Source organism: Pantoea brenneri, assembly GCF_038594305.1.
In the GTDB taxonomy this organism is placed as follows: Bacteria; Pseudomonadota; Gammaproteobacteria; order Enterobacterales; family Enterobacteriaceae; genus Pantoea; species Pantoea brenneri.
Genome location: NZ_JBCGBG010000001.1, coordinates 237,829 through 263,091, shown reverse-complemented (window position 1 = coordinate 263,091; position 25,263 = coordinate 237,829). Strand labels below are relative to the sequence as shown.

Annotated in this window: 23 protein-coding genes and 6 tRNA genes; 16 read left to right on the top strand and 13 right to left on the bottom strand. The window is 55.4% G+C overall.

The window, feature by feature from the left end; genetic code table 11:
- Positions 1–186 precede the first annotated feature (186 nt).
- Positions 187–1,407: an L-lactate MFS transporter gene (locus AABB92_RS01255; protein ID WP_031375887.1), complete on the top strand. Its 1,221-nt coding sequence runs from the start codon at positions 187–189 to the stop codon at positions 1,405–1,407.
- A 34-nt stretch (positions 1,408–1,441) separates the two neighbouring features.
- On the opposite strand, the gene AABB92_RS01250 is transcribed toward AABB92_RS01255, so the two are convergent.
- Positions 1,442–2,317 (bottom strand): SMP-30/gluconolactonase/LRE family protein, encoded by an 876-nt coding sequence (locus tag AABB92_RS01250; protein WP_031375886.1) that lies wholly within the window; start codon positions 2,315–2,317, stop codon positions 1,442–1,444.
- A gap of 263 nt (positions 2,318–2,580) precedes the next feature.
- Here AABB92_RS01250 and AABB92_RS01245 point away from each other — a divergent pair, with 263 nt between their 5' ends.
- Positions 2,581–2,739 (top strand): hypothetical protein, encoded by a 159-nt coding sequence (locus tag AABB92_RS01245; RefSeq protein ID WP_162836811.1) that lies wholly within the window; start codon positions 2,581–2,583, stop codon positions 2,737–2,739.
- A 74-nt stretch (positions 2,740–2,813) separates the two neighbouring features.
- Here the strand turns inward: AABB92_RS01245 and AABB92_RS01240 are convergent, their stop codons facing one another.
- The 4 genes from AABB92_RS01240 to AABB92_RS01225 all read right to left on the bottom strand — a co-directional run bounded on the left by AABB92_RS01240 (position 2,814) and on the right by AABB92_RS01225 (position 5,407).
- Positions 2,814–3,095, bottom strand: a complete 282-nt coding sequence (locus tag AABB92_RS01240) for a putative periplasmic lipoprotein (RefSeq protein ID WP_031375885.1) — start codon at positions 3,093–3,095, stop codon at positions 2,814–2,816.
- A gap of 253 nt (positions 3,096–3,348) precedes the next feature.
- On the bottom strand, positions 3,349–4,152 hold the full coding sequence (locus tag AABB92_RS01235) for a hypothetical protein (protein WP_031375884.1): 804 nt from the start codon (positions 4,150–4,152) through the stop codon (positions 3,349–3,351).
- Positions 4,153–4,161: 9 nt separating this feature from the next.
- Positions 4,162–4,614 (bottom strand): universal stress protein, encoded by a 453-nt coding sequence (locus AABB92_RS01230; protein WP_031375883.1) that lies wholly within the window; start codon positions 4,612–4,614, stop codon positions 4,162–4,164.
- A 7-nt stretch (positions 4,615–4,621) separates the two neighbouring features.
- Complete coding sequence (locus AABB92_RS01225) at positions 4,622–5,407, bottom strand: IclR family transcriptional regulator (RefSeq protein WP_031375882.1); 786 nt, start codon at positions 5,405–5,407, stop codon at positions 4,622–4,624.
- Between the two features lie 149 nt (positions 5,408–5,556).
- Here AABB92_RS01225 and AABB92_RS01220 point away from each other — a divergent pair, with 149 nt between their 5' ends.
- From AABB92_RS01220 to ypdK, 3 genes are all read left to right on the top strand, one after another.
- Positions 5,557–7,155: an MFS transporter gene (locus AABB92_RS01220; RefSeq protein ID WP_031375881.1), complete on the top strand. Its 1,599-nt coding sequence runs from the start codon at positions 5,557–5,559 to the stop codon at positions 7,153–7,155.
- 2 nt (positions 7,156–7,157) lie between these two features.
- Complete coding sequence (locus tag AABB92_RS01215; protein ID WP_031375880.1) at positions 7,158–8,186, top strand: HlyD family secretion protein; 1,029 nt, start codon at positions 7,158–7,160, stop codon at positions 8,184–8,186.
- A 202-nt stretch (positions 8,187–8,388) separates the two neighbouring features.
- Positions 8,389–8,463 carry a membrane protein YpdK gene (gene ypdK / locus AABB92_RS01210; protein ID WP_099257831.1) on the top strand — a complete coding sequence of 25 codons (75 nt, stop codon included), beginning with the start codon at positions 8,389–8,391 and terminating at the stop codon, positions 8,461–8,463.
- Positions 8,464–8,514: 51 nt separating this feature from the next.
- On the opposite strand, the gene alaC is transcribed toward ypdK, so the two are convergent.
- Together alaC and AABB92_RS01200 are read right to left on the bottom strand one after the other, a co-directional pair.
- A complete protein-coding gene (alaC, locus tag AABB92_RS01205; protein ID WP_031375879.1) occupies positions 8,515–9,750 on the bottom strand; it encodes an alanine transaminase in 1,236 nt (411 codons plus the stop codon).
- Positions 9,751–9,867: 117 nt separating this feature from the next.
- Positions 9,868–10,392, bottom strand: coding sequence for a GNAT family N-acetyltransferase (locus AABB92_RS01200; RefSeq protein WP_031375878.1), 525 nt, complete (start codon positions 10,390–10,392; stop codon positions 9,868–9,870).
- A gap of 276 nt (positions 10,393–10,668) precedes the next feature.
- On the opposite strand from AABB92_RS01200, the gene AABB92_RS01195 reads away from it, so the two are divergent.
- Both AABB92_RS01195 and AABB92_RS01190 read left to right on the top strand, forming a co-directional pair.
- Positions 10,669–12,339, top strand: coding sequence for a sensor histidine kinase (locus tag AABB92_RS01195; protein WP_031375877.1), 1,671 nt, complete (start codon positions 10,669–10,671; stop codon positions 12,337–12,339).
- Positions 12,336–13,064 (top strand): LytR/AlgR family response regulator transcription factor, encoded by a 729-nt coding sequence (locus tag AABB92_RS01190; protein ID WP_031375876.1) that lies wholly within the window; start codon positions 12,336–12,338, stop codon positions 13,062–13,064. Before AABB92_RS01195 ends, AABB92_RS01190 begins: the two co-directional genes overlap by 4 nt.
- 91 nt (positions 13,065–13,155) lie before the next feature.
- Here the strand turns inward: AABB92_RS01190 and glk are convergent, their stop codons facing one another.
- Positions 13,156–14,121: a glucokinase gene (gene glk, locus AABB92_RS01185; RefSeq protein WP_031375875.1), complete on the bottom strand. Its 966-nt coding sequence runs from the start codon at positions 14,119–14,121 to the stop codon at positions 13,156–13,158.
- A 159-nt stretch (positions 14,122–14,280) separates the two neighbouring features.
- Positions 14,281–15,933, bottom strand: a complete 1,653-nt coding sequence (gene ipdC / locus AABB92_RS01180; protein WP_031375874.1) for an indolepyruvate decarboxylase — start codon at positions 15,931–15,933, stop codon at positions 14,281–14,283.
- A gap of 219 nt (positions 15,934–16,152) precedes the next feature.
- On the opposite strand from ipdC, the gene mgrA reads away from it, so the two are divergent.
- Both mgrA and AABB92_RS01170 read left to right on the top strand, forming a co-directional pair.
- Positions 16,153–17,142: an L-glyceraldehyde 3-phosphate reductase gene (mgrA, locus tag AABB92_RS01175; RefSeq protein WP_031375873.1), complete on the top strand. Its 990-nt coding sequence runs from the start codon at positions 16,153–16,155 to the stop codon at positions 17,140–17,142.
- Between the two features lie 169 nt (positions 17,143–17,311).
- A complete protein-coding gene (locus AABB92_RS01170; protein WP_031375872.1) occupies positions 17,312–17,683 on the top strand; it encodes a DUF2502 domain-containing protein in 372 nt (123 codons plus the stop codon).
- A gap of 46 nt (positions 17,684–17,729) precedes the next feature.
- Here the strand turns inward: AABB92_RS01170 and AABB92_RS01165 are convergent, their stop codons facing one another.
- Positions 17,730–18,971: an Nramp family divalent metal transporter gene (locus AABB92_RS01165; protein WP_031375871.1), complete on the bottom strand. Its 1,242-nt coding sequence runs from the start codon at positions 18,969–18,971 to the stop codon at positions 17,730–17,732.
- A gap of 370 nt (positions 18,972–19,341) precedes the next feature.
- Between AABB92_RS01165 and AABB92_RS01160 the strand changes: the two genes are divergently transcribed.
- Positions 19,342–20,532, top strand: coding sequence for a NupC/NupG family nucleoside CNT transporter (locus AABB92_RS01160; protein WP_031375870.1), 1,191 nt, complete (start codon positions 19,342–19,344; stop codon positions 20,530–20,532).
- 349 nt (positions 20,533–20,881) lie between these two features.
- Here AABB92_RS01160 and AABB92_RS01155 read toward each other — a convergent pair.
- Both AABB92_RS01155 and AABB92_RS01150 read right to left on the bottom strand, forming a co-directional pair.
- Positions 20,882–20,957 (bottom strand) — tRNA-Ala (locus AABB92_RS01155).
- A 44-nt stretch (positions 20,958–21,001) separates the two neighbouring features.
- Positions 21,002–21,077: transfer RNA gene (locus AABB92_RS01150), tRNA-Ala, on the bottom strand.
- A 355-nt stretch (positions 21,078–21,432) separates the two neighbouring features.
- Here AABB92_RS01150 and AABB92_RS01145 point away from each other — a divergent pair.
- Positions 21,433–22,221, top strand: coding sequence for a formate/nitrite transporter family protein (locus AABB92_RS01145; protein ID WP_031375869.1), 789 nt, complete (start codon positions 21,433–21,435; stop codon positions 22,219–22,221).
- Positions 22,222–22,333: 112 nt separating this feature from the next.
- Positions 22,334–22,687, top strand: coding sequence for a YfeC-like transcriptional regulator (locus AABB92_RS01140; RefSeq protein WP_031375868.1), 354 nt, complete (start codon positions 22,334–22,336; stop codon positions 22,685–22,687).
- A 35-nt stretch (positions 22,688–22,722) separates the two neighbouring features.
- On the opposite strand, the gene gltX is transcribed toward AABB92_RS01140, so the two are convergent.
- Entirely contained in the window at positions 22,723–24,138 is a 1,416-nt protein-coding gene (gltX, locus tag AABB92_RS01135) for a glutamate--tRNA ligase (protein ID WP_031375867.1), read from the bottom strand.
- A 269-nt stretch (positions 24,139–24,407) separates the two neighbouring features.
- Here gltX and AABB92_RS01130 point away from each other — a divergent pair.
- The 4 genes from AABB92_RS01130 (at position 24,408) to AABB92_RS01115 (ending at position 24,794) form a co-directional block, all read left to right on the top strand.
- Positions 24,408–24,483: transfer RNA gene (locus tag AABB92_RS01130), tRNA-Val, on the top strand.
- 40 nt (positions 24,484–24,523) lie between these two features.
- Positions 24,524–24,599, top strand: a tRNA-Val gene (locus AABB92_RS01125).
- 39 nt (positions 24,600–24,638) lie between these two features.
- Positions 24,639–24,714 (top strand) — tRNA-Val (locus AABB92_RS01120).
- A 4-nt stretch (positions 24,715–24,718) separates the two neighbouring features.
- Positions 24,719–24,794, top strand: a tRNA-Lys gene (locus tag AABB92_RS01115).
- The last annotated feature ends 469 nt before the right edge of the window (positions 24,795–25,263 follow it).

Genomic DNA, 25,263 nt, shown 5'->3' with positions numbered 1-25,263 from the left:
TCTTACGGCTACTTACCCTTACTTATTAAACTGCCGCTTTGGTTATCTTGCAGCGGAGGCCGTTCATACCCTCTCAGCGGCATTTCATGCCGCGCCTGCTTCCGTTCATGCCGTTGTTCGCCACGCGCGCGTAAGGCTGCCCTATTCTGTCCGCAGTTTCCAGATTCCCGGACGGGAGAGAAAATCATGAACCAGACTCAACAGGCTTCGCACCAGCGCACCCGCTGGCTCACACTGATCGGAACGGTGATTACCCAGTTCGCACTGGGATCGGTTTATACATGGAGTTTATTCAACGGCCAGCTGTCGCAAAAGCTGGATGCCTCGATCAGTCAGGTGGCGTTTTCGTTTGGCCTGCTGAGTTTAGGCCTGGCTATCGCCTCGTCGCTGGCGGGAAAATTGCAGGAGCGTTTTGGTGTACGCCGCGTCACTATCGGTGCCGGTATCTTGATGGCATCAGGATTCTGGCTGACCGCCCATGCAGACAACCTGATGATGCTCTACCTCAGCGCTGGCCTGCTGGTCGGTCTGGCTGATGGCGCCGGTTATCTGATGACGCTGTCGAACTGTGTGAAGTGGTTCCCGGAGCGCAAAGGTATGATTTCGGCCTGCGCAATTGGTGCATACGGACTTGGCAGTCTGGGCTTCAAATTTATCTGCGGCGCGCTGCTGACCCGTGTCGGTCTGGAACAGACCTTTATTATCTGGGGCGTGCTGGCGATGACGATGATCATACTCGGAGCCCTGCTGATGCGTGATGCCCAGCCACAAAGTGCCGCCAGCGCCAGCCAGCAGCAGGCACGCGATTACACGCTGGCCCAGTCGGTACGTTTGCCACAGTACTGGATGCTGGCGCTGATGTTCCTGACTGCCTGCATGAGCGGTTTGTATGTGATTGGCGTGGCGAAGGATATCGGTGAAGGGCTGGTACATCTGAGCACGCAGACTGCTGCCAATGCCGTTACGGTGATTGCCATTGCTAACCTGAGCGGGCGTCTGGTGCTGGGTATCTTATCTGACAGGATGTTGCGTATCCGGGTGATTTCGCTGGCGCAGGTGGTTTCGCTGGCGGGAATGAGCGTACTGCTGTTTACCCACATGAATGAAACGACCTTCTTCCTATCGTTAGCCTGCATCGCCTTCAGCTTCGGCGGCACCATTACCGTATTTCCCTCGCTGGTCAGTGACTTTTTTGGCCTTAACAACCTGACCAAAAACTATGGCCTGCTCTATCTCGGCTTTGGTATTGGCAGCGTAATGGGCTCACTGGTGGCGTCGCTGTTTGGCGGCTTTACCGTCACCTTTAGCCTGATTATGACCCTGCTGGTGATCTCACTGTTACTGTCATTGACCATTCGCTTACCGCATCAGCCTGTGACGGGTAAAGCGGTGTTGCAGCGCCACTAATGTTTACGGGCCGCGTCCACGCGGCCCTTTCGGATCAGCCGCGGAAACGCGGCTCTGCGATGCCCGCCACGTCGACCTCAACCGCAAAAATATCGCCTGACTCAGGATAGCGTGCCAGTTCTTCTTCGGTGCGATCTTCACGCGAACTGGTGATAAACAGGGTTTTCAGATCCGCCCCGCCAAACGCCACCATGGTAGGCCATTTCACCGGCAGCAGGATTTCTTCCACAATTTCGCTGCTTTGCGGATCAATACGCACCACCCGCCCGCCGTCGAACTGGGCTGACCAGTAATAGCCCTCACTGTCGACCGCGGCGCCATCCGGTAAGCCGCCGGCGGCATCGAAGCGGCGGAAAACGCTGCGCTCGCCCGGTTCACCCTGGCTATCTAACGGATAGCGATAGAGCACCTCGTTGGGCGTGTCGCTGTGATACATCCAGCGACCATCGGGAGAGAACGCCACGCCGTTAGAGATTTTGATGTCCCGCGCTTTGACTTCCAGCGTCAGTTCCGGCGTAACCCGGCATAACAGTCCGCCGTTTTTATCCTGCGGTTCCCACAGGCTGCCACACCAGAAATTGCCCCAGGGATCGACACGGCCATCATTAAAGCGACTGCGCGCGGCTTCACCTGGATTATCCGCCACCTTCTGTTGCGGTTTACCCTGCGCATCCAACAGCCAGACGCCGCTGCGCAAGGCGGCAATCAGGCCGCCCTGTTCACGTAAGCCGATACAGCCCACCTCTTCAGGCTGGGGAAACGTCTGCAGTTCGCCACTGACCGGGTCAAAACGGTGAATCGCCGGTGCCAGAATATCGACGCACCACAGCACCTGCTCCTCTGTTGACCAGAGCGGGCATTCACCCAGTTCCGCCTGCAACGCCAGTACATTTTTCACTTCATGCGCCATGTTTCTCTCCTGTTGAAAACGTCTGCTAATAATGTAGCTATAATTTATTTTAAATGAGAATTATTTTCGCTTGCTTTTAAGATTATTCTCGCTGAGAATAATCGCTATTCAGCCCTTTCTTATTTCCTTCTCTTTTTGCGGCGTCATTTTTCGCAAACAGAAATATTCAGTAATATCTGCATAAATAACTCTACATTTCCTGCATCTTCACTCCACTTTTCCAGCGTAATGTCGTAGTCATTGGAAAAGAGGAGACGTTTCCTATGAAAAGATTAATTAAAGTCGCGTCGGTAGTCGGGCTGATAACATTATTAAGCGGCTGTATTATCGAACCTCGTCACGACAATGGCTGGCATCACGGGGGCGGCGGGTATCATGGAGGCTATCACGGTGGGTATCATGGCGGACATCATCACCGCTAACGGGCAAAGACGTCACACAGCATAATATAAAAATAGAAAAATTAAGGGCGGGATAATTATCCCGCCCATTTTATTTAGCTTTTGACCGCATAATTACACTGGAACCAGGCTTTCTTTAGCCCAGGAATATGACTGTCCTGGGCAGGTAGCGATTCCACTTTATCGAATCCTTTCTTATTACAGTAATTTGCCAGGTCAATTTCCATCGCATCCCGATTGACTTTTAACGGGTCAAACCGGTACTGGACAGTATTTGAGCTGGCATCTTCGTCAATACGTTCAAATGCCCCGGGTTTACTGGCGGTACAACCGCTCAGCAAAATAAGCGCCAGCGCGCCAATAATCTGTTTTTTCATTTATTTATCCTCACAGTGCTGCGCAGTGTAAATCGCAGCACCTCGCGCATCCATAAGACTAATGCGCGAAAACCAAAACTTGACAAGCTTTTACCGATTAATGCGATTCGATTAAACGGCTATCGCTATCATAGTGAGCATGACATGATGCATTCAGACAAAACGAAGTCTGCACCACACCAGGTAATAGCCAAAATAAGAACGTAATCCTGACCTTTGTGCCCGCGCTACGCGGGCTTTTTTACGTCGGTAACTAACCGGAAACCGCAAACATTCTACGTAACAGGTTGGCCGCGCGCTTGTCAGGTAATGCGAGAATCGCGCTGTAGAGATCGATCGACATGGCGCACATCGATGAGCGATCAACGGCGGTATCGGCTGGCATATTCAGCTGCTGCAGCTTATCGCCCCAGCGCTGATAAAGCTGCGCAACCACCTGTTTCAGATCGCGCTGCGCCAGCACGCTGTCCATTGGCTGCTGCTGAGGTGCGCTGTTAAGCAGTAATTGCTCCATTGCCTCGGCCTCTTTGTGATTAAGCGACGGCGGCAGGATTTTCACTAAATTGACGCCGCCGTTGACCTGCGGATAGAGAAAACGGAAGCACAGGCCAGGATCGCGGGCATTGAGTGCCTGCATCTCCTCTACTGATACGCCAATGTAATTCACCACCGCCGCATCGGTTCCCCGCATCAGCCGCTGATTAATCACATCAAGCAGCCAGCCGCGCAGTTCGCCCGTCGCCTGTTCAACCGGCTCACCCGCGCGGACCCGGCGCGTCAGTTCCTGCGTCAGCAGCTGCCACAATGCCGGTTCCTGGGTTTGCAGTACCCGATATCCGGGCGTCTGTGCCAGGTAACTGGCCGCCTGATCATGCTGCCGGGCCTGCTGCTGCTGCGGCACGGCCCAGCTGAACCATAGCAGATTAGCCGCCACCAGCGGCAGCAGAAAAAGGATTAGCCCCTGCCACAGTCGCAATCGGGTGGTTTTAATCAGCACAATAATAATCAACGCCAGCAGCACAAAGGCGGCCAGCGTAATAACCAGCAGAGAGGTCATGCTACGGTATTAATCCTTACGCACATCAATCAGCACCGGACAGTGAGCACGCTCAATCACCGCCGCGCTGACCGAGCCTTTTAACAGTCGGTTAAAAGAAGAGAGATGGCGGCGTCCCATGATAATCATGCTGGCCTTGAGCTGGAGTGATTGCGCAATAATCGTGTCGGCTGCTTCACCGGCCAGAATCATACCGCGCGCATTAATGCCGGCCCGCAGCAGCGGTGCCAGAGCATGGCGCACCACCAGTTCCGCCGTGTTCTGCTCATCCTGCGCCGCGACAAAATCGGCCGGATCTTCACCGGCATCAATTTCCATCGGTTGATTGCAGGAAGAGTACGCCGGATCGACGCAGCACAGCACCACCACTTCTGCGTGGTGTGCCAGCGCCTCTTCAATGGTCAGCGCAACCACTTTTTCGGTTACCGGCGAATGATCAATGGCCATCAACAGGGTTTTCATCGAGTGCTTATCCTTCTACAGCGGCGATTTTGCCAATTTCACGCACCAGCGCGTCTTTACACTTCAGCATTTCATCACGAAAACGATCTTCGTGTCGGTGGAAGCGTGCAGAGGGCACCAGCAAAGAGACAGAGAAGCGGCCAAACAGCGTATCGAGGGCAAACGCCATGGTCGAGATGCCTTCCAGCGTTTCACCGCGATCGACGGCAATGCCGGTTTCGCGCACTTCATTGATCAGTTGCAGCAGCTGCGGCAGGGTTTTGACCGTCATCTCGGTTAACTCCCGCCAGGCTTCGCCGACAATCACCCGAACGTCTTTATCGCACTCTAACGCCAGCAGCGCTCGTCCGCCGGAGGTGCTGTAGAGCGGCAGGTTGAGTCCCATGTGCGGCACCACGCGCAGCTCACGCGAGGCGATCACACAGTGAACAATAGCCAGCTGAGTACCGCTGGCGCGCGCCAGCGAGACGGTTTCATTGGTATCGGCAGAGAGTTTCTCCAGCAGCGGCCGGACCAGATCGACCACGTCGGTGTGCACGCTGGAGATCAGCTTCAGCAACGCCGGGCCAAGCCGCAGGCCACCGGCACCGCTGCTGCGCACCAGTTCTGCACTGTCGAGTGCGGCGACAATCCGCTGTACGGTGGAGCGAGGCAGATCGACTGCCTGCGCGATCTCACCCAGGCTCATGCCGCCCGGCTGTTCGCCCAGCGCATTCAGAATTTTTGCCGCACGTGCGATAACCTGGATACCGCCCGTTTTTTCATCCTCACGGCTGGAGGGTTGATGTGCCATAGCGTCGTCCTTTTTAAGCTGCCCTACTGTAGCGCGATCGGCGCACTTTTTACAGCCTGTACCACATTGCAATACACCATACCGGGATGTAATATGACGACCTGTATCACATTGCAATACACTGCATCAAAATAACGAGATCACCTGCTATGAATGCTAAGCCAGCCACCGTGCCGGCCCCTCACCCATTTACGCTGCGCCTGGCGCTGGGGTTAGTCGGCGTGTTGATCGCCGCCCTGACATCAGGGCTGAACGATCGCGTCAGCGATATCGCTCTGGCCGATATCCGTGCTGCGATCGGTATCAGTTACGATCAGGGTAGCTGGATTATTTCCGCCTATCAGGCGGCAGAAGTAGCGGCGATGATGATCGCGCCATGGTTCGCCGTCACGTTATCGCTGCGGCGCTTTGCGCTCGGCGTGTCGGCGGGCTTTATGCTGACCGGGATCCTGCTGCCGCTGGTGCCAGATCCGACGCTGTTTATTGGCCTGCGGGTGCTGCAGGGACTGTTTGGCGGCGCGCTGCCGCCGATGCTGATGACCGTTGCTCTGCGCTTTTTACCGCCGCCGATTAAACTGTTTGGCCTGGCCGGATATGCACTGACCGCTACCTTTGGCCCGAACATGGCGGCGTCCCTGGCATCATTATGGACCGATCACGTCAGCTGGATGATGGTGTTCTGGCAGGTGGTGCCGGGCATGCTGATCGCCATGCTGCTGATTGGCTGGGGTCTGCCGCAGGACCCGCTGCGTCCCGAACGTTTCCAGCAGATCGATCTGTTTGGCATGGCCACCGGCTGCAGTGCTATCGCCCTGCTGGTGCTGGTGCTGACCCAGGGCGAACGCCTCGACTGGCTCAACTCCCCGCTGATCGTCGGGATGCTGCTGACCGCACTGCCGCTGCTGCTGGTATTTCTGATTAACGAGTGGTTTCACCCGCTGCCGCTGTTTAAGTTGCAGATGCTGAAACGTCATAACCTGGCGCATGGCCTGCTGGCGCTGGCCTGCATACTGACCCTTTCGCTGTCAGGCTCGGCGCTGCCTTCCGCCTACTTTGCCCAGGTTGAGGGCTTTCGTACCCTGCAGTTTGCTCCGCTGGCGCTGACGGTTGGCCTGCCGCAACTGCTTATAGCGCCACTGGTAGCGGCGTTGCTGAATATCCGCTGGATCGACTGCCGCTGGATGCTGGCAGCGGGAGTGGGCCTGCTGGTGACGTCCTGCTTGCTGGGTATGCAGGTCACCAGTGACTGGGCGCGACAAAACTTCTGGCTGCTGCAAGTTTTACAGGCATTCGGTCAACCGATGGTGATTGTGCCGATTCTGATGAGTGCCACCAGCGTTGTCGCGCCGCCAGAAGGCCCGTTCGCCTCAGCGATGTTTAACACGGTGCGCGGTTTTTCCAGCATCGCCGCCTCGACGCTGGTTGAAGTGTTCCTCAGCCACCGCGAGCAGTTTCACTCCAATATTTTAATTAACCAGGCAGCCAGTCGTCCGTGGCTGATGACCGCATCCAGCAGCAGTCAGGCCAGTAGCAGTCAGCCGTTACTGCCGGACGGCAGCATCAGCGCCAGTGAAAATATCAGCGGTTTCGCCACGCTGGTGAAACATCAGGCGACGGTACTGAGCCTGAGCGACAGCTGGCTGATGCTGATTGGCTTTGCTGGCTGCCTGTTATTACTGACCGCCATCCTGCCTAAACGCGTCTGGCCGCCTCAAACCCTGATTCAACCCCTATCCCGGAATAACTGAATATGCGTACTTTAATAATGAGAAAAACAGTGTTGCTGAGTCTGCTGCTGTTGGTTTTACTGGCGATAGCGTGGGTGATCGGCTCGATGATGACCCGTAACGATCACCGCACCGACGATGCTTACGTCAATGCCGATTACACCCTGGTGGCACCGAAAGTGTCGGGCTACATCAACACCGTGCTGGTGCAGGACAATCAGCAGGTTAAGGCCGGAGAACTGCTGGCCACGCTCGACGATCGGGACTATCGCGTGGCGCTGGAGAGCGCCAGAGCCGACCTGCAGGTTAGCGAGGCAAAACTGCTGAGCAGTCAGGCGCAGCTGGAACAGCAGCAGTCGGTGATTGAGCAGCAGAAAGCCAGCGTGGCCGCCAGCCAGGCCTCAGCGCAGTACGCCGGCCAGAGCGCCGATCGCTATAACCGACTGTATAAGAGCGGCACCGTTGCTGCTGACGATCAGCAGAAAGCCAGCTCAACCCAGCGTTCGGCGCTGGCGGCAGTACGCCAGAATCAGGCGGCGCTGGCATCGGCAGTGAAACAGGTTGGCGTATTGCAGGCGGCGGTCCGCTCCGCAGAGGCTGATGTGGCTGCGGCGAAAGCCAGTGTCGATCAGGCCGGGCTGAATCTTTCCTATACCCGGATCGTCGCACCCGTGGCCGGCATGATCGGACAGCGCTCGGTACGCACCGGTGCCTACGTCTCGGCCGGCACCCGTCTGCTGGCGGTAGTCCCGCTGCAGCAGACCTACATCACCGCCAATTATCTTGAGACTCAGCTGAGCGACGTGCGGCCGGGACAGCGGGTGCGTATCCACATCGACGCCTTACCGGGCGAGACCTTTACCGGTCACGTGGACAGCATTGCGCCCGCCACCGGCGCTACTTTTTCGGCTATCTCCCCCGATAATGCCACAGGCAACTACACTAAAGTCGTTCAGCGTCTGCCGGTGAAAATTGTGCTGGAGAGTAACCAACCGCATCTGGCGCAATTACGTGTAGGCATGTCGGCGATCCCGGAAATTGAAGTGCCGTAAATTTGTGAGCAATATCTCAGAACGGACCTATTTCATTTAGGCAGGATTCCGCGTAAATTAGCGCTCGATCCTGTTCTGAATTATTCAGTTCGACCCGGAAAAGAGCAGACCGTTAATCCAGGCGGCGTTCTTTTTTCCAAATCTGTTCGCGTTGCACTGGCCTGGGATCGCCATCATCGTAACCGCTCAGAGGAGTTGCTTTGTGAAATATGCCTTGATGGGAATATCTTTTTTCGCGTTACTTTGGTTCGGAACCTTCGTTCTGCTGCTGAAGTAATGGCGTGACAGTGCCGCCAGGGGGCGACAAGCTTGTCGCCCCAGTTGGCTGTCAGATCTCTTCTTCCAGACTTTTTACGCTGCCCGGCAACACGCCATCGGCACGGAACATCGCTTTAATCCCCCGCACTGCCTGACGAATCCGGTCACTGTTTTCAATCAGTGCAAACCGCACATGCGTATCACCGTAATCACCGAAGCCGATGCCTGGCGAGACGCACACCTTGGCCTCCTGCAGCATATGTTTGGCAAACTCCAGCGATCCCATATGGGCATAATGGTCGGGAATTTTCGCCCAGACGTACATTGAGGCTTTAGGATTGTCGACCATCCAGCCCGCTTCATGCAGTCCTTTGACCAGCACATCACGGCGGCGTTTATACTGCTCAGCGATATCGCGCACGCATTGCTGATCGCCTTCCAGCGCCGCGATAGCCGCCACCTGCAGCGGCGTGAAGGTGCCGTAGTCGTGGTAACTTTTGATACGTGCCAGCGCAGCAACCAGCTCTTTGTTACCGACCATAAAGCCGATGCGCCAGCCCGCCATGTTGTAGCTTTTTGACAGGGTAAAGAATTCGACGGCAACGTCACGCGCGCCCGGCACCTGCATAATCGACGGGGCTTTCCAGCCGTCATAAACGATGTCGGCATAGGCCAGATCGTGGATCACCAGTACGTTGTACTGCTTCGCCAGCGCAATCACCCGTTCGAAGAAGTCCAGTTCCACGCACTGCGCGGTCGGATTAGACGGGAAGCCGAGGATCATCATTTTCGGCTTGGGATAACTTTCGCGGATGGCGCGTTCCAGCTCATTGAAAAAGTCGACTCCCGCCACCAGCGGCACCGAACGGACCTGAGCCCCGGCAATCACTGCGCCGTAGATATGAATCGGATAGCTTGGGTTCGGCACCAGCACGGTATCGCCATGATCCAGCGTCGCCAGCATCAGGTGCGCCAGGCCCTCTTTCGAGCCGATGGTAACAATCGCTTCTGACTCCGGGTCAATTTCCACCTGATAACGATCGGCGTACCAGCGTGAAATTGCCCGACGCAGGCGAGGAATGCCGCGCGAAGTAGAGTAACCGTGGGTATCGTCACGCTGAGCGACCTGACACAACTTTTCAACGATATGCGGCGGCGTTGCCCCATCCGGGTTGCCCATAGAAAAGTCGATAATATCTTCGCCGCGCCGACGCGCAGCCATTTTCAGTTCAGCGGTGATGTTGAAAACGTAAGGGGGCAGACGTTCGATACGCGAAAAACGACGGGGTGTGCTGTTATCAGCCATGATGTCCTCTGGAGTACGTGAGCGCCCGGACCGTCCGAGCGACGCTGGTCACTGCGGTGACCTCTCAAGAACATAACGTGGCGATAACAACTTTGTCGAGGGTGGCGGAAAATATTTTTATTTTTGCGGATTCAGCCGTCCCAGCAGCCAATCGTTTACCCAGCGACCGTTCAGCAGATAATTATCCCGTAGCGTCCCTTCGAGCTGAAAGCCATTTTTTTCCAGAATGCGCCGCGATGCCCAGTTGCCTTCAATCACCATGGCTTTGAGCTTATGAAAGTCGGCCTCAAATAAAAACTGGCACAGCGCCGCCAGCGCTTCGCTGCCAAATCCCTGACCACAGTGGCGATGCAGCAGCATGTAGCCCACTTCCGCCTGGCGGTAAGGCTCCCATTCCGGGCTGCACCCAAACAGGCCAATCGGTTCGCCAGTATCGAGCCGGCGCGCCACCAGGCAGAGCATATGAAAACTGCTGGCCTGCCAGGGGGCCAGTCGCTCATTAAAGCGCTGGCGAATATCCGCCTCATCAGGAATTTCGCTCACCCAGGTCATGGTGTCGCGGTCCCGATGCACAGCGCGGAACAGTTGCCAGTCCTCTGGCTGGAGTTTACTCAGGGCTAATCTGGCGGTGACGAATTGCATGCTCTGCTCCTGATGAGCGTGGTTTAACGACAGTCTCTGGCTCACTTATTGCGCAACATAGCAAACTGCCCCGCTGGCGACCAGTCCCGGCAGCCTGGAAAATGTTCCCCTTTATAGCACTCAGGCTTTCCCCTTTTCTTTATTTGATCACCATCATTGATCTGAAACATAAACCGGCATGGCGGATCGCCAGGATGCTAGCGGATCGCGATCACATTTTTTATCATAGGCCCACATTCCTTTGCCGATGAGTCGCCTGTGTCCTCCCACTTCACGATGTTACTGGCAGTGTTTGATCGCGCCGCATTGATGCTGATCTGTCTTTTTTTCCTGACGCGTACCCGTCTGTTTCGCCAGCTGCTGCAAAAAGATGAACACACCCTCTATGAGAAAGCGGTCGTAACCGCCATCTTTTCACTGTTTGCCCTGTTCAGCACCTGGTCCGGCGTGGAGGTTGATGGTTCTTTGCTGAATGTACGGGTGATTGCAGTTATGGCGGGCGGCATTCTGTTCGGGCCGTGGGTCGGTATCGCCACCGGCGTGATTGCCGGTCTCCACCGCTTTTTGATTGATATTCACGGCGTCACCTCGGTGCCGTGTCTGATCACCAGCATCATTGCCGGTCTTGTGGCGGGCGGCATTAACCGGCGGGTGCTGAAAGAGCATCGCTGGCGGGTGGGCATCATCGCCGGCATGCTGTGTGAAAGCCTGACCATGCTGCTGATTGTCCTCTGGGCGCGCCCGACCTCACTCGGGCTGGCAATCGTATCGGAAATTGCGCTGCCGATGATCCTCGGTGCCTCCAGCATCGGCCTGATTGTGCTGCTGGTGCAGAGCGTAGAAGGCGAAAAAGAGGCGATTGCTGCCCGTCAGGCCAAGCTGGCGCTGGAAATTGCCAATAAAACCCTGCCGCTGTTCCGTCAGGTCAACAGCGATTCACTGCGCAATATCTGTGACATTATCCGGCGCGAAATCAAAGCCGACGCGGTGGCGATGACCAATAAAAAACAGATCCTCGCCTACGTGGGTTATGGCGAACAGAACTATCAGCATGGCGATGATGACATCAGCCCGACCACCGCCCAGGCACTGGCCAGCGGTAAAATCATCATCAGAAACAATGATGAAGCGCACCGGACCAAAGATATTCACTCGATGATCGTCATTCCGCTGTGGGAAAAAGGCCAGGTAACCGGCACGCTGAAGATCTACTACCGCCGGGCGCACCGCATAACCGGTTCGCTAAAAGAGATGGCGATTGGGCTGTCACAAATTATCTCCACCCAGCTTGAAGTCTCCCGCGCCGAGCAACTGCGCGAGATGGCCAATAAAGCGGAACTGCGCGCGCTGCAAAGTAAAATAAATCCTCATTTCCTGTTTAATGCGCTGAATGCGATCTCCTCCTCCATCCGCCTCAATCCCGATACCGCCCGCCAGCTGGTGATCAATCTGTCGCGTTATCTGCGCTACAACCTGGAGCTGAATGATGATGAGCTGATCGACATCCGCAAAGAGCTGTGGCAGGTGAAAGATTACATCGCCATTGAGCAGGCGCGTTTTGGCGATAAGCTGACGATGATTTATGACGTCGATGAAGATCTGCACTTTTTACTGCCCAGCCTGCTGATTCAGCCGCTGGTGGAGAACGCCATTGTGCACGGTATCCAGCCCTGTAAGGGCAAAGGCGTGGTGACGTTAAGCGTGCGGGATCTGGGCGATCGGGTGCGGATCGCGGTGCGCGATACCGGCCAGGGGATCAGCGATGAGGTGATGGCGCGCGTTGCCCGCAACGAGATGCCCGGCAATAAGATCGGCCTGCTGAATGTGCATCATCGGGTCAAACTGTTATCGGGCCAGGGATTGTCTATCGTACGCCATCAACCCGGCACCGAGATTGCGTTCATGCTGAGTAAAAACGGCCAGCGACTGGCGGAGAATCTGTTATGAAAGCGATTATTGTCGAAGACGAGTTTTTAGCCCAGCAGGAGCTGAGCTGGATGATTCAGCAGCACAGCACTATCCAGATTGAAGCCTGCTTTGATGACGGTCTCGACGTGCTGAAATATCTGCAGCAGCATCGGGTCGACGTGATTTTCCTCGACATCAATATTCCCTCGCTGGATGGCATGCTGCTGGCACAGAATATTAATCAGTTTGCCCACAAACCGTTGATTGTGTTCATTACCGCGTGGAAAGAGCATGCGGTCGAGGCGTTTGAACTGGAGGCGTTCGACTATATTCTCAAGCCTTACCACGAGTCACGCATTGTTACCATGCTCAACAAGCTTGAAGCCACCGCCCAGAGCCAGCAGGCCATCAGCAATCCTGCCGTTGCAGCAGCACCGCAGACGGTAAATTTGCTGAAAGATGAACGCATCATCGTCACCGACGTGAATGATATTTACTACGTGGAGGCCCACGAGAAGCTGACGTTTGTCTATACCCGACGCGAAGCCTATGTGATGTCGATGAATATCAGCGAGTTCTGTTCACGCCTGCCGGAACAGCTGTTCTTCCGCTGCCATCGCTCTTACTGCGTTAATCTGAATAAGATTCGCGAAATCGAACCGTGGTTCAACAACACCTACCTGCTGAAACTGCGCGATCTGGACTTTCAGGTGCCGGTCAGCCGCAGCAAAGTGAAGCTGTTTCGTCAGCTGATGCGTTTGTAATTACCGACAGGGGATGGCAGAAACCCACTTCCCGACCGATCTGCCTGATCGGCAGCCTGGTCGGGAAGCGGTATAGCGGATGAGGTGCAAATCAGATTTCGCGGCCCAGCGTCTGACGCAGATGCGCACCGGCACCCAGCAGGCCAGGCTGATCGTGGGTGATCATATAAACCGGGATGCTGGCAACGTAATCGCGGAAACGGCCTTTATCTTCAAACGCAGCACGGAAACCCGAGGCTTTAAAGAATTCCAGGAAGCGTGGCACGATGCCACCCGCAATATAAACGCCACCAAAGGTGCCGAGGTTCAGCGCCAGGTTGCCGCCGAAGCGTCCCATGATGACGCAGAACAGCGAAAGTGCGCGACGGCAATCGGTGCAGCTGTCATCCAGCGCCCGTTCACTGACATCTTTCGGCTTCAGGTTTTCCGGCACGCGATTATCCACTTTAACGATGGCGCGATAGAGGTTAACCAGCCCGGCACCGGAGAGCACGCGTTCTGCGGAGACGTGGCCCAGCTCTTCGCGCAGCACTTCCAGAATCTGATCTTCTTCTTCGCTGTTGGCGGCGAAGTCGACGTGACCGCCCTCGCCCGGCAGGCTCACCCAGCGCTTATCGACGTGAACCAGATGGCTGACGCCCAGCCCGGTACCGGCGCCGTAAATAGCGATAGGTTTATCTTTAACCGGCTCGCCGCCGCCGAACTGAATAACGTTATCGGCAGTCAGCATCGGGATCGCCATCGAAACCGCGGTGAAGTCGTTAATGATTTCCAGGTGTTCAAAACCGATGTTCTCTTTCAGCTTGCGCGTCGAAAACGCCCAATCGTGGTTGGTCATTTCAACCCAGTCATCGGTAATCGGGCAGGCGATGGCAATACAGCCATCTTTAATATCCTGCTGTTGTTCATCAAGATAATGGCGGATGACGGCTTCGAGGCTGTCGTACTCTGATGTTGAGAATGTTTTGGCCTGGGAGATGCTGCCGCTTTCCACCTCACACAGGGCGAGACGGGCGTTGGTGCCGCCGACATCGCCGACCAAGGCATAGGTTGTCATTCTTCTGTTGCTCCGCTTGGGGTCTTAAAGAGTTGGAGGACACTATAAAATCCTGCCCATAAAACAACAACGCTCACCGGTGCGATTGGTGAGCGTCTACTCAGGTGCGCTACAGCCTAACCGCGATAGCCTGACCTGCACAGCGGCAACTATCTGAATCTATCCACCGTTGCGTTGATTCAGGCAGGCAGTGACTTTTCGCAGCAGCGGAGGCAAGTCCTCTTTCTGCATCACCACCTCAACCAGCGTCAGACGTTGAGGTTGAGAAAGTCGCGCCATCACTTCCTGTAACTGGACCGTTTCACTGATGCGCCAGCTCTGTGCCTGGCCATGCAGGCTAAGGGCTTGCGGCAACGCCGTCCAGTTCCACTGGGCGATATCATTGTAACGTTGTGTTGCGCCGTGAATGGCCCGCTCAACCGTATATCCTTCATTATTCAGCAGAAAGATGATTGGCTGCTGCTGGTCGCGCAACATTGACCCCAGCTCCTGGATGGTTAGCTGTGCCGAACCGTCGCCAATAATCAGGATCACCCGGCGAGCGGGATCGGCGGTCTGCGCGCCAAACGCTGCCGGTAGAGTATAGCCGATCGATCCCCATAATGGCTGAACCAGTAGCTGCGCCTGTGTCGGCAAGCGCAATGCTGCTGCACCAAAGGCCGCGGTGCCCTGCTCAGCCAGAATAATATCGCCTGGCTGCAGAAATTCCTGCATCGCCTGCCAGAAAGCCTGCTGGCTGATGGTCGCCGCTGCCTCAACCGGCGCGGCGGCGGTCGCTTGCGGCCCGAGCTGCCATTGCTGACCATAGCGGGCAAATAATCCATCAAGTTCGCTGAGCGCGTCAGTCATCGATAGCGGTGAAAACGTTTCCCCGGCCACAGTGGCGCAGTGTGACTGCAGATCAATCAGACGTTCAGCAGCAAACTGCTGGGTAAAGCCGGCGGTAATGGTGTCGGTAAAGCGTACGCCCACGCAGAGGGTGACATCGACCTGTTCGATCTGCTCACGGACCTGGCCGGCGCTGCCCTCGCCCGCGTAGGTGCCGGCAAATCCCGGTTGCTGTTCATCCAGCACCCCTTTGCCCATCAGTAAACTGGCGCAGGGGATTGCACGATGCTGGCGCAGCGCGGCCAGTGCCGGTTGCTGCTGCCAGCGCAATGCCAGAAAGTCCGCCAGTAACGAAACCCGCGCTGCCGGTGCCAGCAACCGTTCGGCGGCCTGCCTGAAGGCTTCGCGCACCTGGTGTGATGAAGCGTGGATCAGGTTTAAGGGCTGTGTTGGTGGCTCAGCGTCACAGGCGGCTACGTCCACCGCCAGCGACAGATAGCCGGGCTGGCGCATCTGTAGCGCGCTGACAATCACCCGGTCGATCTCCGCGCTGGCATTTTCCGCGGTTAACAGCGCGGTTGCGGCACTCACCTCTTCGGCCATGCGGATGAAATGACGAAAATCACCATCACCCAGTGAATGATGCACGCAGTCACCCTGCTGCTGGGCCTGGGTCGCGGGTGCGCCGACAATGTGGATCACCGGCAGATGTTCGGCATAACTGCCGGCAATGCCGTTGATGGCACTCAGTTCGCCCACGCCAAACGTCGTCAGCAGCGCCGCTGCCCCGCGGCAGCGGGCATAACCGTCTGCGGCGTAGGCGGCATTCAGCTCGTTAGCACAGCCGACCCAATGGATTACCGGATGGTCGATAACCCGATCCAGAAATTGCAGATTGTAGTCACCCGGCACACCGAACAGATGCTGCACGCCAATCTCCTGCAGACGTGCCAACAGGTAGTCACCAACAGTAAAAGCGGACATAGCAGATTCCTTTTATAGGAGAGTCGGCTTAAGTATCTGACAGCCTGCAAAATTGGCGAGAAAAGAGTCGCAGGTGCCAGCCACAATGGCTGGCAAGCCGCCGTTACGGCGGCGGATTACTCTGTAAATATGCGATCTGCGGCGCGTTGTCACTGAGTGTAACCGTATACACTGCTATCCTTTTGGCACAAATCCCCGTTTTTGACCCAGGAGCGTTGAATGTCGTCTTTCCCCCGTCCCGATCGATATCAGCAGATGGAATACCGCCGTAGCGGCCGCAGTGGCATTAAACTTCCCGCAATCTCACTTGGCCTGTGGCATAACTTTGGTGACAACACCCGGGTGGATAACAGCCGCGCCCTGCTGCGTCATGCGTTTGACCACGGCATAACCCACTTCGACTTAGCCAATAACTACGGTCCGCCGCCGGGCTCGGCAGAAGAAAACTTTGGCCGTATTCTGCGCGAAGATTTTCGTGCTCATCGCGATGAACTGATTATCTCGACCAAAGCGGGCTACACCATGTGGGACGGTCCGTATGGTGACTGGGGATCGCGTAAATATCTGGTGGCCAGTCTCGATCAAAGCCTGAAGCGTATGGGGCTGGAGTATGTCGATATCTTTTATCATCACCGTCCGGATCCGGAGACGCCGCTGGAAGAGACTATGCGCGCGCTGGATCAGGTGGTGCGTCAGGGTAAAGCGTTATACGCCGCCATTTCGAATTATCCGGCCGATCGCGCAGCCGAGGCGATTGCCATTCTGCGCGATCTCGGCACGCCGTGTCTGATCCACCAGCCGCGCTATTCAATGTTCGAACGTACTCCGGAGCAGGGTCTGATTCAGACGCTGGGTGACGCGGGCGTCGGCTGTATCGCCTTTTCACCGCTGGCGGGCGGCGTGCTGACTGACCGCTATCTGCAAGGCATTCCGGAGGATTCACGGGTAGCAAGCGGCAGTAAATTCCTTAGCGAGAATCAGCTGACCGACGAGAAGATGGAAAAAGTCCGCAAGCTGAATGAGATTGCCCTGCAGCGTGGACAAAAACTGGCGCAGATGGCGCTGGCCTGGGTGTTGCGCGACGATCGGGTGACCTCAGTATTGATCGGGGCCAGCAAAACCGCCCAGATTGATGATGCAGTGGCGATGCTCGCCAGCCGTCAGTTTGATCAGGCAGAGTTAGCCGCAATTGAGGCTGCCCTGCAGTAACTTTTTTCGCCCGGCGCAGGCCGGGCATTTTCTGCGCCAGAATAGTCTCAATCCCCCTTTTCTCCCCAATTTCCTCACAATCTTCCGACACAATGATGCGGTAACAACAGCAATACGCAGGCATAATCGCTGCGCCGCAACAGCATCAGACTGTTGATGAGGAGAAAAAATGAAAAGAGCCGTTTTGTTTGCCGCCTTGCTGGCAATGTTATCACCGCTGGCAATACACACCGCACACGCGTCCAGTGCCTCCATAACGCTGGCTCCCGGCGTGACTTTGCAACTGGGTGACCGCGACCGTCGTGGCTACTACTGGGATGGCGGCCACTGGCGCGAACCGCGCTGGTGGAACGATCGCTATTCCTGGAATGAGCGCCGCTGGTGGCGTCATGAAGAGTGGCGGCGTCATCAGGAGTGGGAGCGTGAACGCCGCTGGCACCAGCGTGATCGGGACCGCCGCTGGGAACATCAGTATCGTCGCGACCATCATGACCGTCACGATCACCATGGCCGCGACCATCATGGACACGATCACCATTAATGCAAAACGCCCGGCAAAACCGGGCGTTTATCGTTGCCTGCCGCCGTTATAGTCCCAGCGCTTGTCCCACCAGCAGATAGATATTCAGCGTAATCACCAGCGCTACAATGACCCAGCCGGTCAGCTGCATCAGGCGAGAATTCACCATCTCATCGCCCATCAGTTCACGGTTGCCGGTGAACGCCAGCAGCGGAATTAATGCCAGCGCAATACCAAAGCTGAGCAGCACCTGACTCATCACCAGAATACGGGTCGGATCCCAGCCTGCCCAGATGACAATAAAGGAGGGCAGCATGGTCACCGTGCGGCGCACCCAGAGCGGGATATGGAAACGGATAAAGCCCTGCATCACCACCTGTCCCGCCAGTGTACCGACCACCGTCGACGATAAACCGGCGGCCACCAGGCTCAGGCCAAACACGATGGCAGCGGCTTCGCCCAGTAACGGTTGCAGCGTCAGGTAGGCCTGATCGAGTTCGGCAATTTTACTGTGTCCACTAAAGTGGAAGGCCGCGGCTGCGGTTGCCATCATCGCCAGGTTAACGAATCCGGCAATGGTCATTGCAATCGCCACGTCCAGTTTGGTCGACGAGTAACGCTGACCTTTGCTGTCGCTGCTTTTGCCCTGCGTCAGTGCGGAGTGCAGATAGATCACGTGCGGCATAATGGTCGCGCCCAGCACCCCGGCGGCGAGGAACACCGCATCTGAGGTCGGCAAAGAGGGCAGCGCCATGCCGAGCACCAGTTCACTGACCTTGGGTTGGGAGAAGAACAGCTCAACGATATAGGCGGCGGCGACAAACAGCAGCAGCCCGCCAATCACCAGCTCCAGCGGCTTTTGCCCGCGACTCTGTAACATCAGGATCAGGAAGGTAGCGATGCCGGTCAGCACCGCGCCCTGCATCAACGAGATGCCCAGCAGCAATTTGAAGCCCAGCGCCGCGCCGATAAATTCCGCCAGATCGGTGGCCATAGCGATAATTTCCGCCTGCACCCAATAGAACCACACCGCCGGCCGGGGGAAGCGGTCACGAATATGTTCAGCGAGGTTTTTGCCGGTGGCGATACCCAGTTTGGCCGACATCAGCTGGATCAGCATCGCCATGATGTTGGCCCACACCACCACCCACAGCAATTTATAGCCGTACGCCGCGCCCGCCTGAATATTTGTCGCAAAGTTGCCCGGATCGATATAGCCGATAGCGGCAATAAACGCGGGTCCCAACAGTGCGAGTTTGACTTTTCTTACTCCGCGAGCGGCGCGCTCGGCGGTACGACTTTCAAACATATACGGTACCCTGTCTGAACATGTGCCTACCCCGGCAAGCTTAGGAGGAAGCGGTTGCAAGTGAAATTCGGTTATTGTTATTGGTGAAATAGATGCTGCTATAAAGTATAGCCATTGCTATATCTTACAGTAAAGGAAGTGAGTGCTAAAAATGTGAGCAACGATGTCACTCTACGCCCGGTGCAAAATATAGACAATAAATTTGTGGTTATCTACTGTGAACGTTTTGTAAACGAGACGTGATCGCTGAGAGTTTTCTGGAAAATAAGGTGATAGCGAATACTTATATTGTGGTTCAGATCTCGTTTTTAAGTAACGCGTTACATAGAATACGCAGCAAAATACAACCCTCCTCAAATTTGGAGCAACCATGTCCCATATTTTGCAGTTTCTTTTAGCACTGGTGGTGGTCGGCGTGTTGGCCTTGCTGGTCAGTCACGACCGAAAAAGTATTCGCATTCGCTACATTATACAGCTTCTGGTGATTGAAATTGTGCTCGCCTGGTTCTTCCTGAACTCCGAAGCGGGACTCGGATTCGTCAAAGGCTTTGCCGGCGTGTTTGACCATCTGCTGAAATATGCGGCTGAAGGCACCAACTTCGTCTTCGGCAATATGAATGATAAAGGCCTCGCCTTCTTCTTCCTCAACGTACTGTGCCCGATCGTCTTTATCTCTGCGCTGATCGGTATCCTGCAGCACTTCCGCATTCTGCCGTGGGTTATCCGTGGCATCGGCACCGTGCTGTCAAAAGTGAATGGCATGGGCAAGCTGGAATCGTTTAACGCCGTGAGTTCTCTGATACTGGGACAGTCAGAAAACTTCATTGCCTATAAAGATATCCTCGGCCAGATGTCACAGCGCCGGATGTACACCATGGCGGCCACCGCGATGTCGACCGTTTCGATGTCGATTGTCGGCGCTTACATGACTATGCTGCAGCCTAAATATGTGGTCGCGGCGCTGGTACTGAACATGTTCAGCACCTTTATCGTGCTGTCACTGATCAACCCTTACCGCGTCGACAGCGAAGAAGATCTGCAACTGCAGGATCTGCATAAAGGCCAGAGCTTCTTTGAAATGCTGGGCGAGTACATCCTGGCCGGTTTCCGTGTTGCCATCATTGTGGCCGCGATGCTGATCGGTTTTATCGCGCTGATTTCCGGCCTGAATGCACTGTTTGACGTGATTTTCGGTATCACCTTCCAGGGCGTGCTGGGTTATGTCTTCTATCCGTTTGCCTGGGTGATGGGCGTGCCGGCAGGTGAAGCGTTACAGGTTGGCAGTATTATGGCCACCAAGCTGGTGTCGAATGAGTTCGTTGCGATGATGGATCTGCAGAAACTCGCCGGTCAGCTGTCACCGCACGCCGAAGGCATCCTGTCGGTGTTCCTGGTTTCGTTCGCTAACTTCTCTTCTATCGGTATTGTGGCAGGCGCTATCAAAGGTCTGAACGAAGAGCAAGGCAACGTCGTTTCCCGCTTTGGTCTGAAACTGCTGTACGGCTCAACCCTGGTCAGCGTGCTTTCAGCCGCGATTGCCGGTCTGGTGCTGGCGTTCTGATTTAAAAGGGCGAGCAGGTCTCGCCCTTCTCTTCTGTCTCTTTGCCCTTTCTGCTTCATCCCTCTTCTGCTTCCTGTTATCACGGCTCAGCAACATGCTGACGCTGCGCATCACCGATCGCTAAGCACAGCGCAATCATCTCAACAGCGTGCCGGGGCAGAATAGTCGTCTGGCAGACAAAGAGTGGCGGTATCGCCGCACAGCAGCGTCCTGAGCGTGATAGCAGGTGTCTACAACAGAAGGTTCAGATACAGGCCGATCGGGTGATAAACGGCACAAATCACGCATTCGCGCGGTTAAGCGAGAAGTCACAATCAGAAAGGCGAGTTTGACAGAAATTGTCAGAAAATGGTGGAGATAAGCGGGATCGAACCGCTGACCTCTTGCATGCCATGCAAGCGCTCTCCCAGCTGAGCTATACCCCCACATCTGGAATCGTTTTTCAGTGCCAAACTTTTGGGAAGAAGTTTGGTGGAGCTAAGCGGGATCGAACCGCTGACCTCCTGCATGCCATGCAGGCGCTCTCCCAGCTGAGCTATAGCCCCGAACCGAAAAACTGTCGTGTTAAGCGACGGACGGCATAATATGAAACCCCCTCCAGGGTGTCAACGGCAAAATCACATTCTGCGTCTGATCGCTGAAAAAGGCGGCAACCTGAGCGGTTTCAGCAGCATGGCAACGCCAGAAAAGCGGCTGTAAAAGCCTGAGCGGTTTTTTCTGTTATTCAGACTGCGGCCAGGTTAAATCACGGTTAAATATGTTATAGGAATTTTCTTGTCTTCGTCTTTTCCGCATGCAAAACTTAGCGCGCTAATTAAGTGGTCAGCGGGACCCTCTCCCGCCAGCCACGCGTCCACCAGGCGTTTACCGTCCCATTAATCAAAAAAATATTGAGAAACTATGTCGCTGCATACACCAAAAGAAATCGCCCAACTGGCGATCCAGGCGGGCGTGGCCAAAAGCCGTGCGCCGGTCAGCATTCTTCTGATCCTCGGGTTTATGGCAGGAGCCTTTATTGCCACCGGCTTCCTGCTGGATCTGCACGTTATCAATTCCCTGCCTGCTGACTGGGGCTCGTTCGGCGGCCTGTTGGGCGCGGCGGTCTTCCCGGTCGGATTAATTCTGACGGTTCTGGCGGGCGGAGAGCTGCTGACCGGCAATATGATGACCTTACCGGTGGCGTGGTTTGCCCGTCGTATCTCGTTTTTCAGCGTTGCGCGTAACTGGTTTTGGGTGACGCTGGCTAACTTCCTCGGCAGCGTGGCGGTGGCCTGGTTCTTTGGCCACATGCTGGGCATGACCGAAGGAGATTACCTGAAGAAGACTGTCGCCATCGCCTCAGCGAAAGTACACGCCGATTTCCTGCACGCCTTTATTTCCGGCGTAGGCTGTAACTGGCTGGTCTGTCTGGCGGTGTGGCTGGCGTTTGCCAGTAAAGATGTGGTGGGCAAAATTTTCGGCATGTGGTTCCCGGTCATGGCCTTCGTCGCTATCGGCTTCCAGCACGTAGTGGCCAATATGTTTATCATTCCGGCCGCCATCTTCGCCGGTCAGATGAGCTGGGCAGAATACTTCCCTAACTTTGTCGCGGTATTTTTAGGTAACGGCGTCGGCGGGGCAGTTTTCGTCGGTCTGGCCTACTTCCTCGCCTTCCGCCCGGCTGTTGAACCTGCCAGCAGCGTGCAATAAATGATTTCTTGCCTTTTGTCGAGTGGCAAAAGGCAATTTCACCTTCAGTTACTTTCACCCGTTACGTTTTGCTGTAATATGTAGTGCTAATGTATTTAACAGGGACAGCATTGTGAAAAAGGAATGGCTCACTCCCGAAGAGTTGGCAGCAGAAACGGGTTACAGTCGACAAACGGTGAACAAGTGGATCAAACGGGAAAACTGGACCACCACGCCAAAGCCCGGTGTACAAGGCGGTAAGGCTCGCCTGATCCATATTGATGAGCGTGTTAAAAATTTCATCCAGTCAACGCGCAACCTGAATGAACCCTCAGCGACCTACGGTACAGCCCCTCATTCATTGCCTGCGTTATTAATTAGTTCCGTGCAGCAAATGAGTCAGGCCGAGCAGGATCAGTTCACGGCATTAATATTACGTGAAGGGATTAAAGGCGTATTGCAGCGGCTGGGGATTAATGAAGAGTAAAAAAACCGGAAGCGTGCTGCTTCCGGCAGATTTATTTAGGCCTGCGCTTCGCGCTCACTGATAAAGGCCAGCGCCTGATCGATGCGCGCGACGCTGCGGCTACGACCAATCGCTTCAACGGTCACGTCCAGACCGGGTGACTGACCGGCACCGGTCACCGCCACACGCAGCGGCATACCGACTTTGCCCATTCCGACTTCCAGCTCATCTGCGGTGCTCTGAATCGCCTGATGAACGTTTTCCGCAGTCCAGTCGCTGATTGCCGCCAGCTTATCACGCACCACTTCCAGCGGCTGACGCGCGACCGGACGAAGATGTTTCTTCGCAGCATCGGCGTCAAACTCATTAAAGTCTTCATAGAAATAACGGCAGGAAGCCGCTATCTCTTTCAGCGTCTTACACCGTTCCCCCAGCAGACCAACCAGCTTCGCCAGTTCCGGACCGGTACGGGTATCAATTTTTTGCTCTTCAATATGCCATTGCAGATGCGTCGCAACATATTCTGGCGGCAGGGCATTAATATAATGGTGATTCAGCCACTGCAATTTTTCGGTATTGAAGGCACTGGCAGACTTGCTGACCGCATCCAGCGTAAACAGCTCAGTCATCTCAGCAACGCTAAAGATCTCCTGATCGCCATGTGACCAGCCGAGGCGAACCAGGTAGTTCAGCAGCGCTTCCGGCAGATAACCATCATCACGATACTGCATAACGCCAACGGCACCGTGACGCTTGGACAGCTTCTTGCCATCATCGCCGAGGATCATCGACACATGGGCATAGACCGGCACCTGTGCGCCAATCGCTTTCAGGATGTTGATCTGGCGCGGGGTGTTGTTGATATGGTCTTCGCCACGAATGACGTGCGTAATACCCATATCCCAGTCATCAACCACTACGCAGAAGTTATAAGTCGGTGAACCGTCGGTGCGGCGGATGATCAAATCATCCAGCTCCTGGTTGCTGAATTCGATCGGACCGCGGATCTGGTCATCAAAAATGACCGAGCCGTCCTGTGGGTTGCGAAAACGCACCACGCAAGGCTCATCCGCTGCGTGATGATCGTGGCTGTCACGGCAGCGACCGTCGTAACGTGGCTTTTCGCCATCCGCCATCTGCTGTTCACGCAGGGCTTCGAGACGTTCTTTCGAGCAGTAGCATTTATAGGCTGTGCCCGCCGCCAGCATTTCATCAATCACCGCGTTATAGCGATCGAAACGTTTAGTCTGGTAGTAAGGGCCTTCATTCCAGTCGAGGCTCAGCCAGTTCATGCCATCCATAATAGCTTCGATGGCTTCTGGCGTTGAGCGCTCCAGATCGGTGTCTTCAATACGCAGCACGAACTCGCCCTGATTGTGGCGGGCGAAGAGCCAGGAATAGAGTGCGGTACGGGCGCCGCCCACATGTAAATAGCCGGTAGGACTGGGCGCGAAGCGAGTTTTGATTTTCATTCAGTATTGCCTTAGATGCGCGGGTTCTCTGTCTGGATGACAAAAAACAGGTTAGACGCGAAATAGTGGCCACATTCTAGCATCTGGTGGTGAATCCTCAATGCGTGCCCGCTGGCTGCGCCCGAGGAAAAGGGCCTTTTCTGCCAGTAAAACCAGCACATTGGCTAAAAGCGCCACAGGATGTTTAAAAATAAACCGAACGCACATTTATGTTTTAAAAAGCGTTGACTCAAAATCAACTATCCCTATAATGCGACTCCACACAGCGGGGGTGATTAGCTCAGTTGGTAGAGCATCTCCCTTACAAGGAGGGGGTCGGCGGTTCGAACCCGTCATCACCCACCACTCTAACCCGGTGGCCCGCAGTGAACAGGTTATAAGATATGGGTGATTAGCTCAGTTGGTAGAGCATCTCCCTTACAAGGAGGGGGTCGGCGGTTCGAGCCCGTCATCACCCACCATATCTTAGTGTGATACACACCTGTTAAGCAGTACGAAGTGGGTGATTAGCTCAGTTGGTAGAGCATCTCCCTTACAAGGAGGGGGTCGGCGGTTCGAACCCGTCATCACCCACCACTTCGGGTCGTTAGCTCAGTTGGTAGAGCAGTTGACTTTTAATCAATTGGTCGCAGGTTCGAATCCTGCACGACCCACCAATTCAGAATAAAGCGCCTTAAAGGCGCTTTTTTCGTTTCTGCTGCACAGAGTTGAACGTGCCGGATGAGAACCTGCGCAGGTTCGACTGAAGCGCCGGGAGCGGTTCAGGCTGATGCGACAGCATCACCCGCAGGGCGTGGCCCCGGATGGGCCGCGGCTTATCCTGCACGACCCACCCATTCAGAATAAAGCGCCTTTAAGGCGCTTTTTTCGTTTCTGCTGCACTGAGTTGAACGTGCCGGATGAGAAACTGCGCAGGTTCGACTGAAGCGCCGGGAGCGGTTCAGGCTGATGCGCCAGCATCACCCGCAGGGCGTGGCCCCGGACGGGCCGCGGCTTAGCCTGCACGACCCACCCATTCAGAATAAAGCGCCTTTAAGGCGCTTTTTTCGTTTCTGCTGCACTGAGTTGAACGTGCCGGATGAGAAACTGCGCAGGTTCGACTGAAGCGCCGGGAGCGGTTCAGGC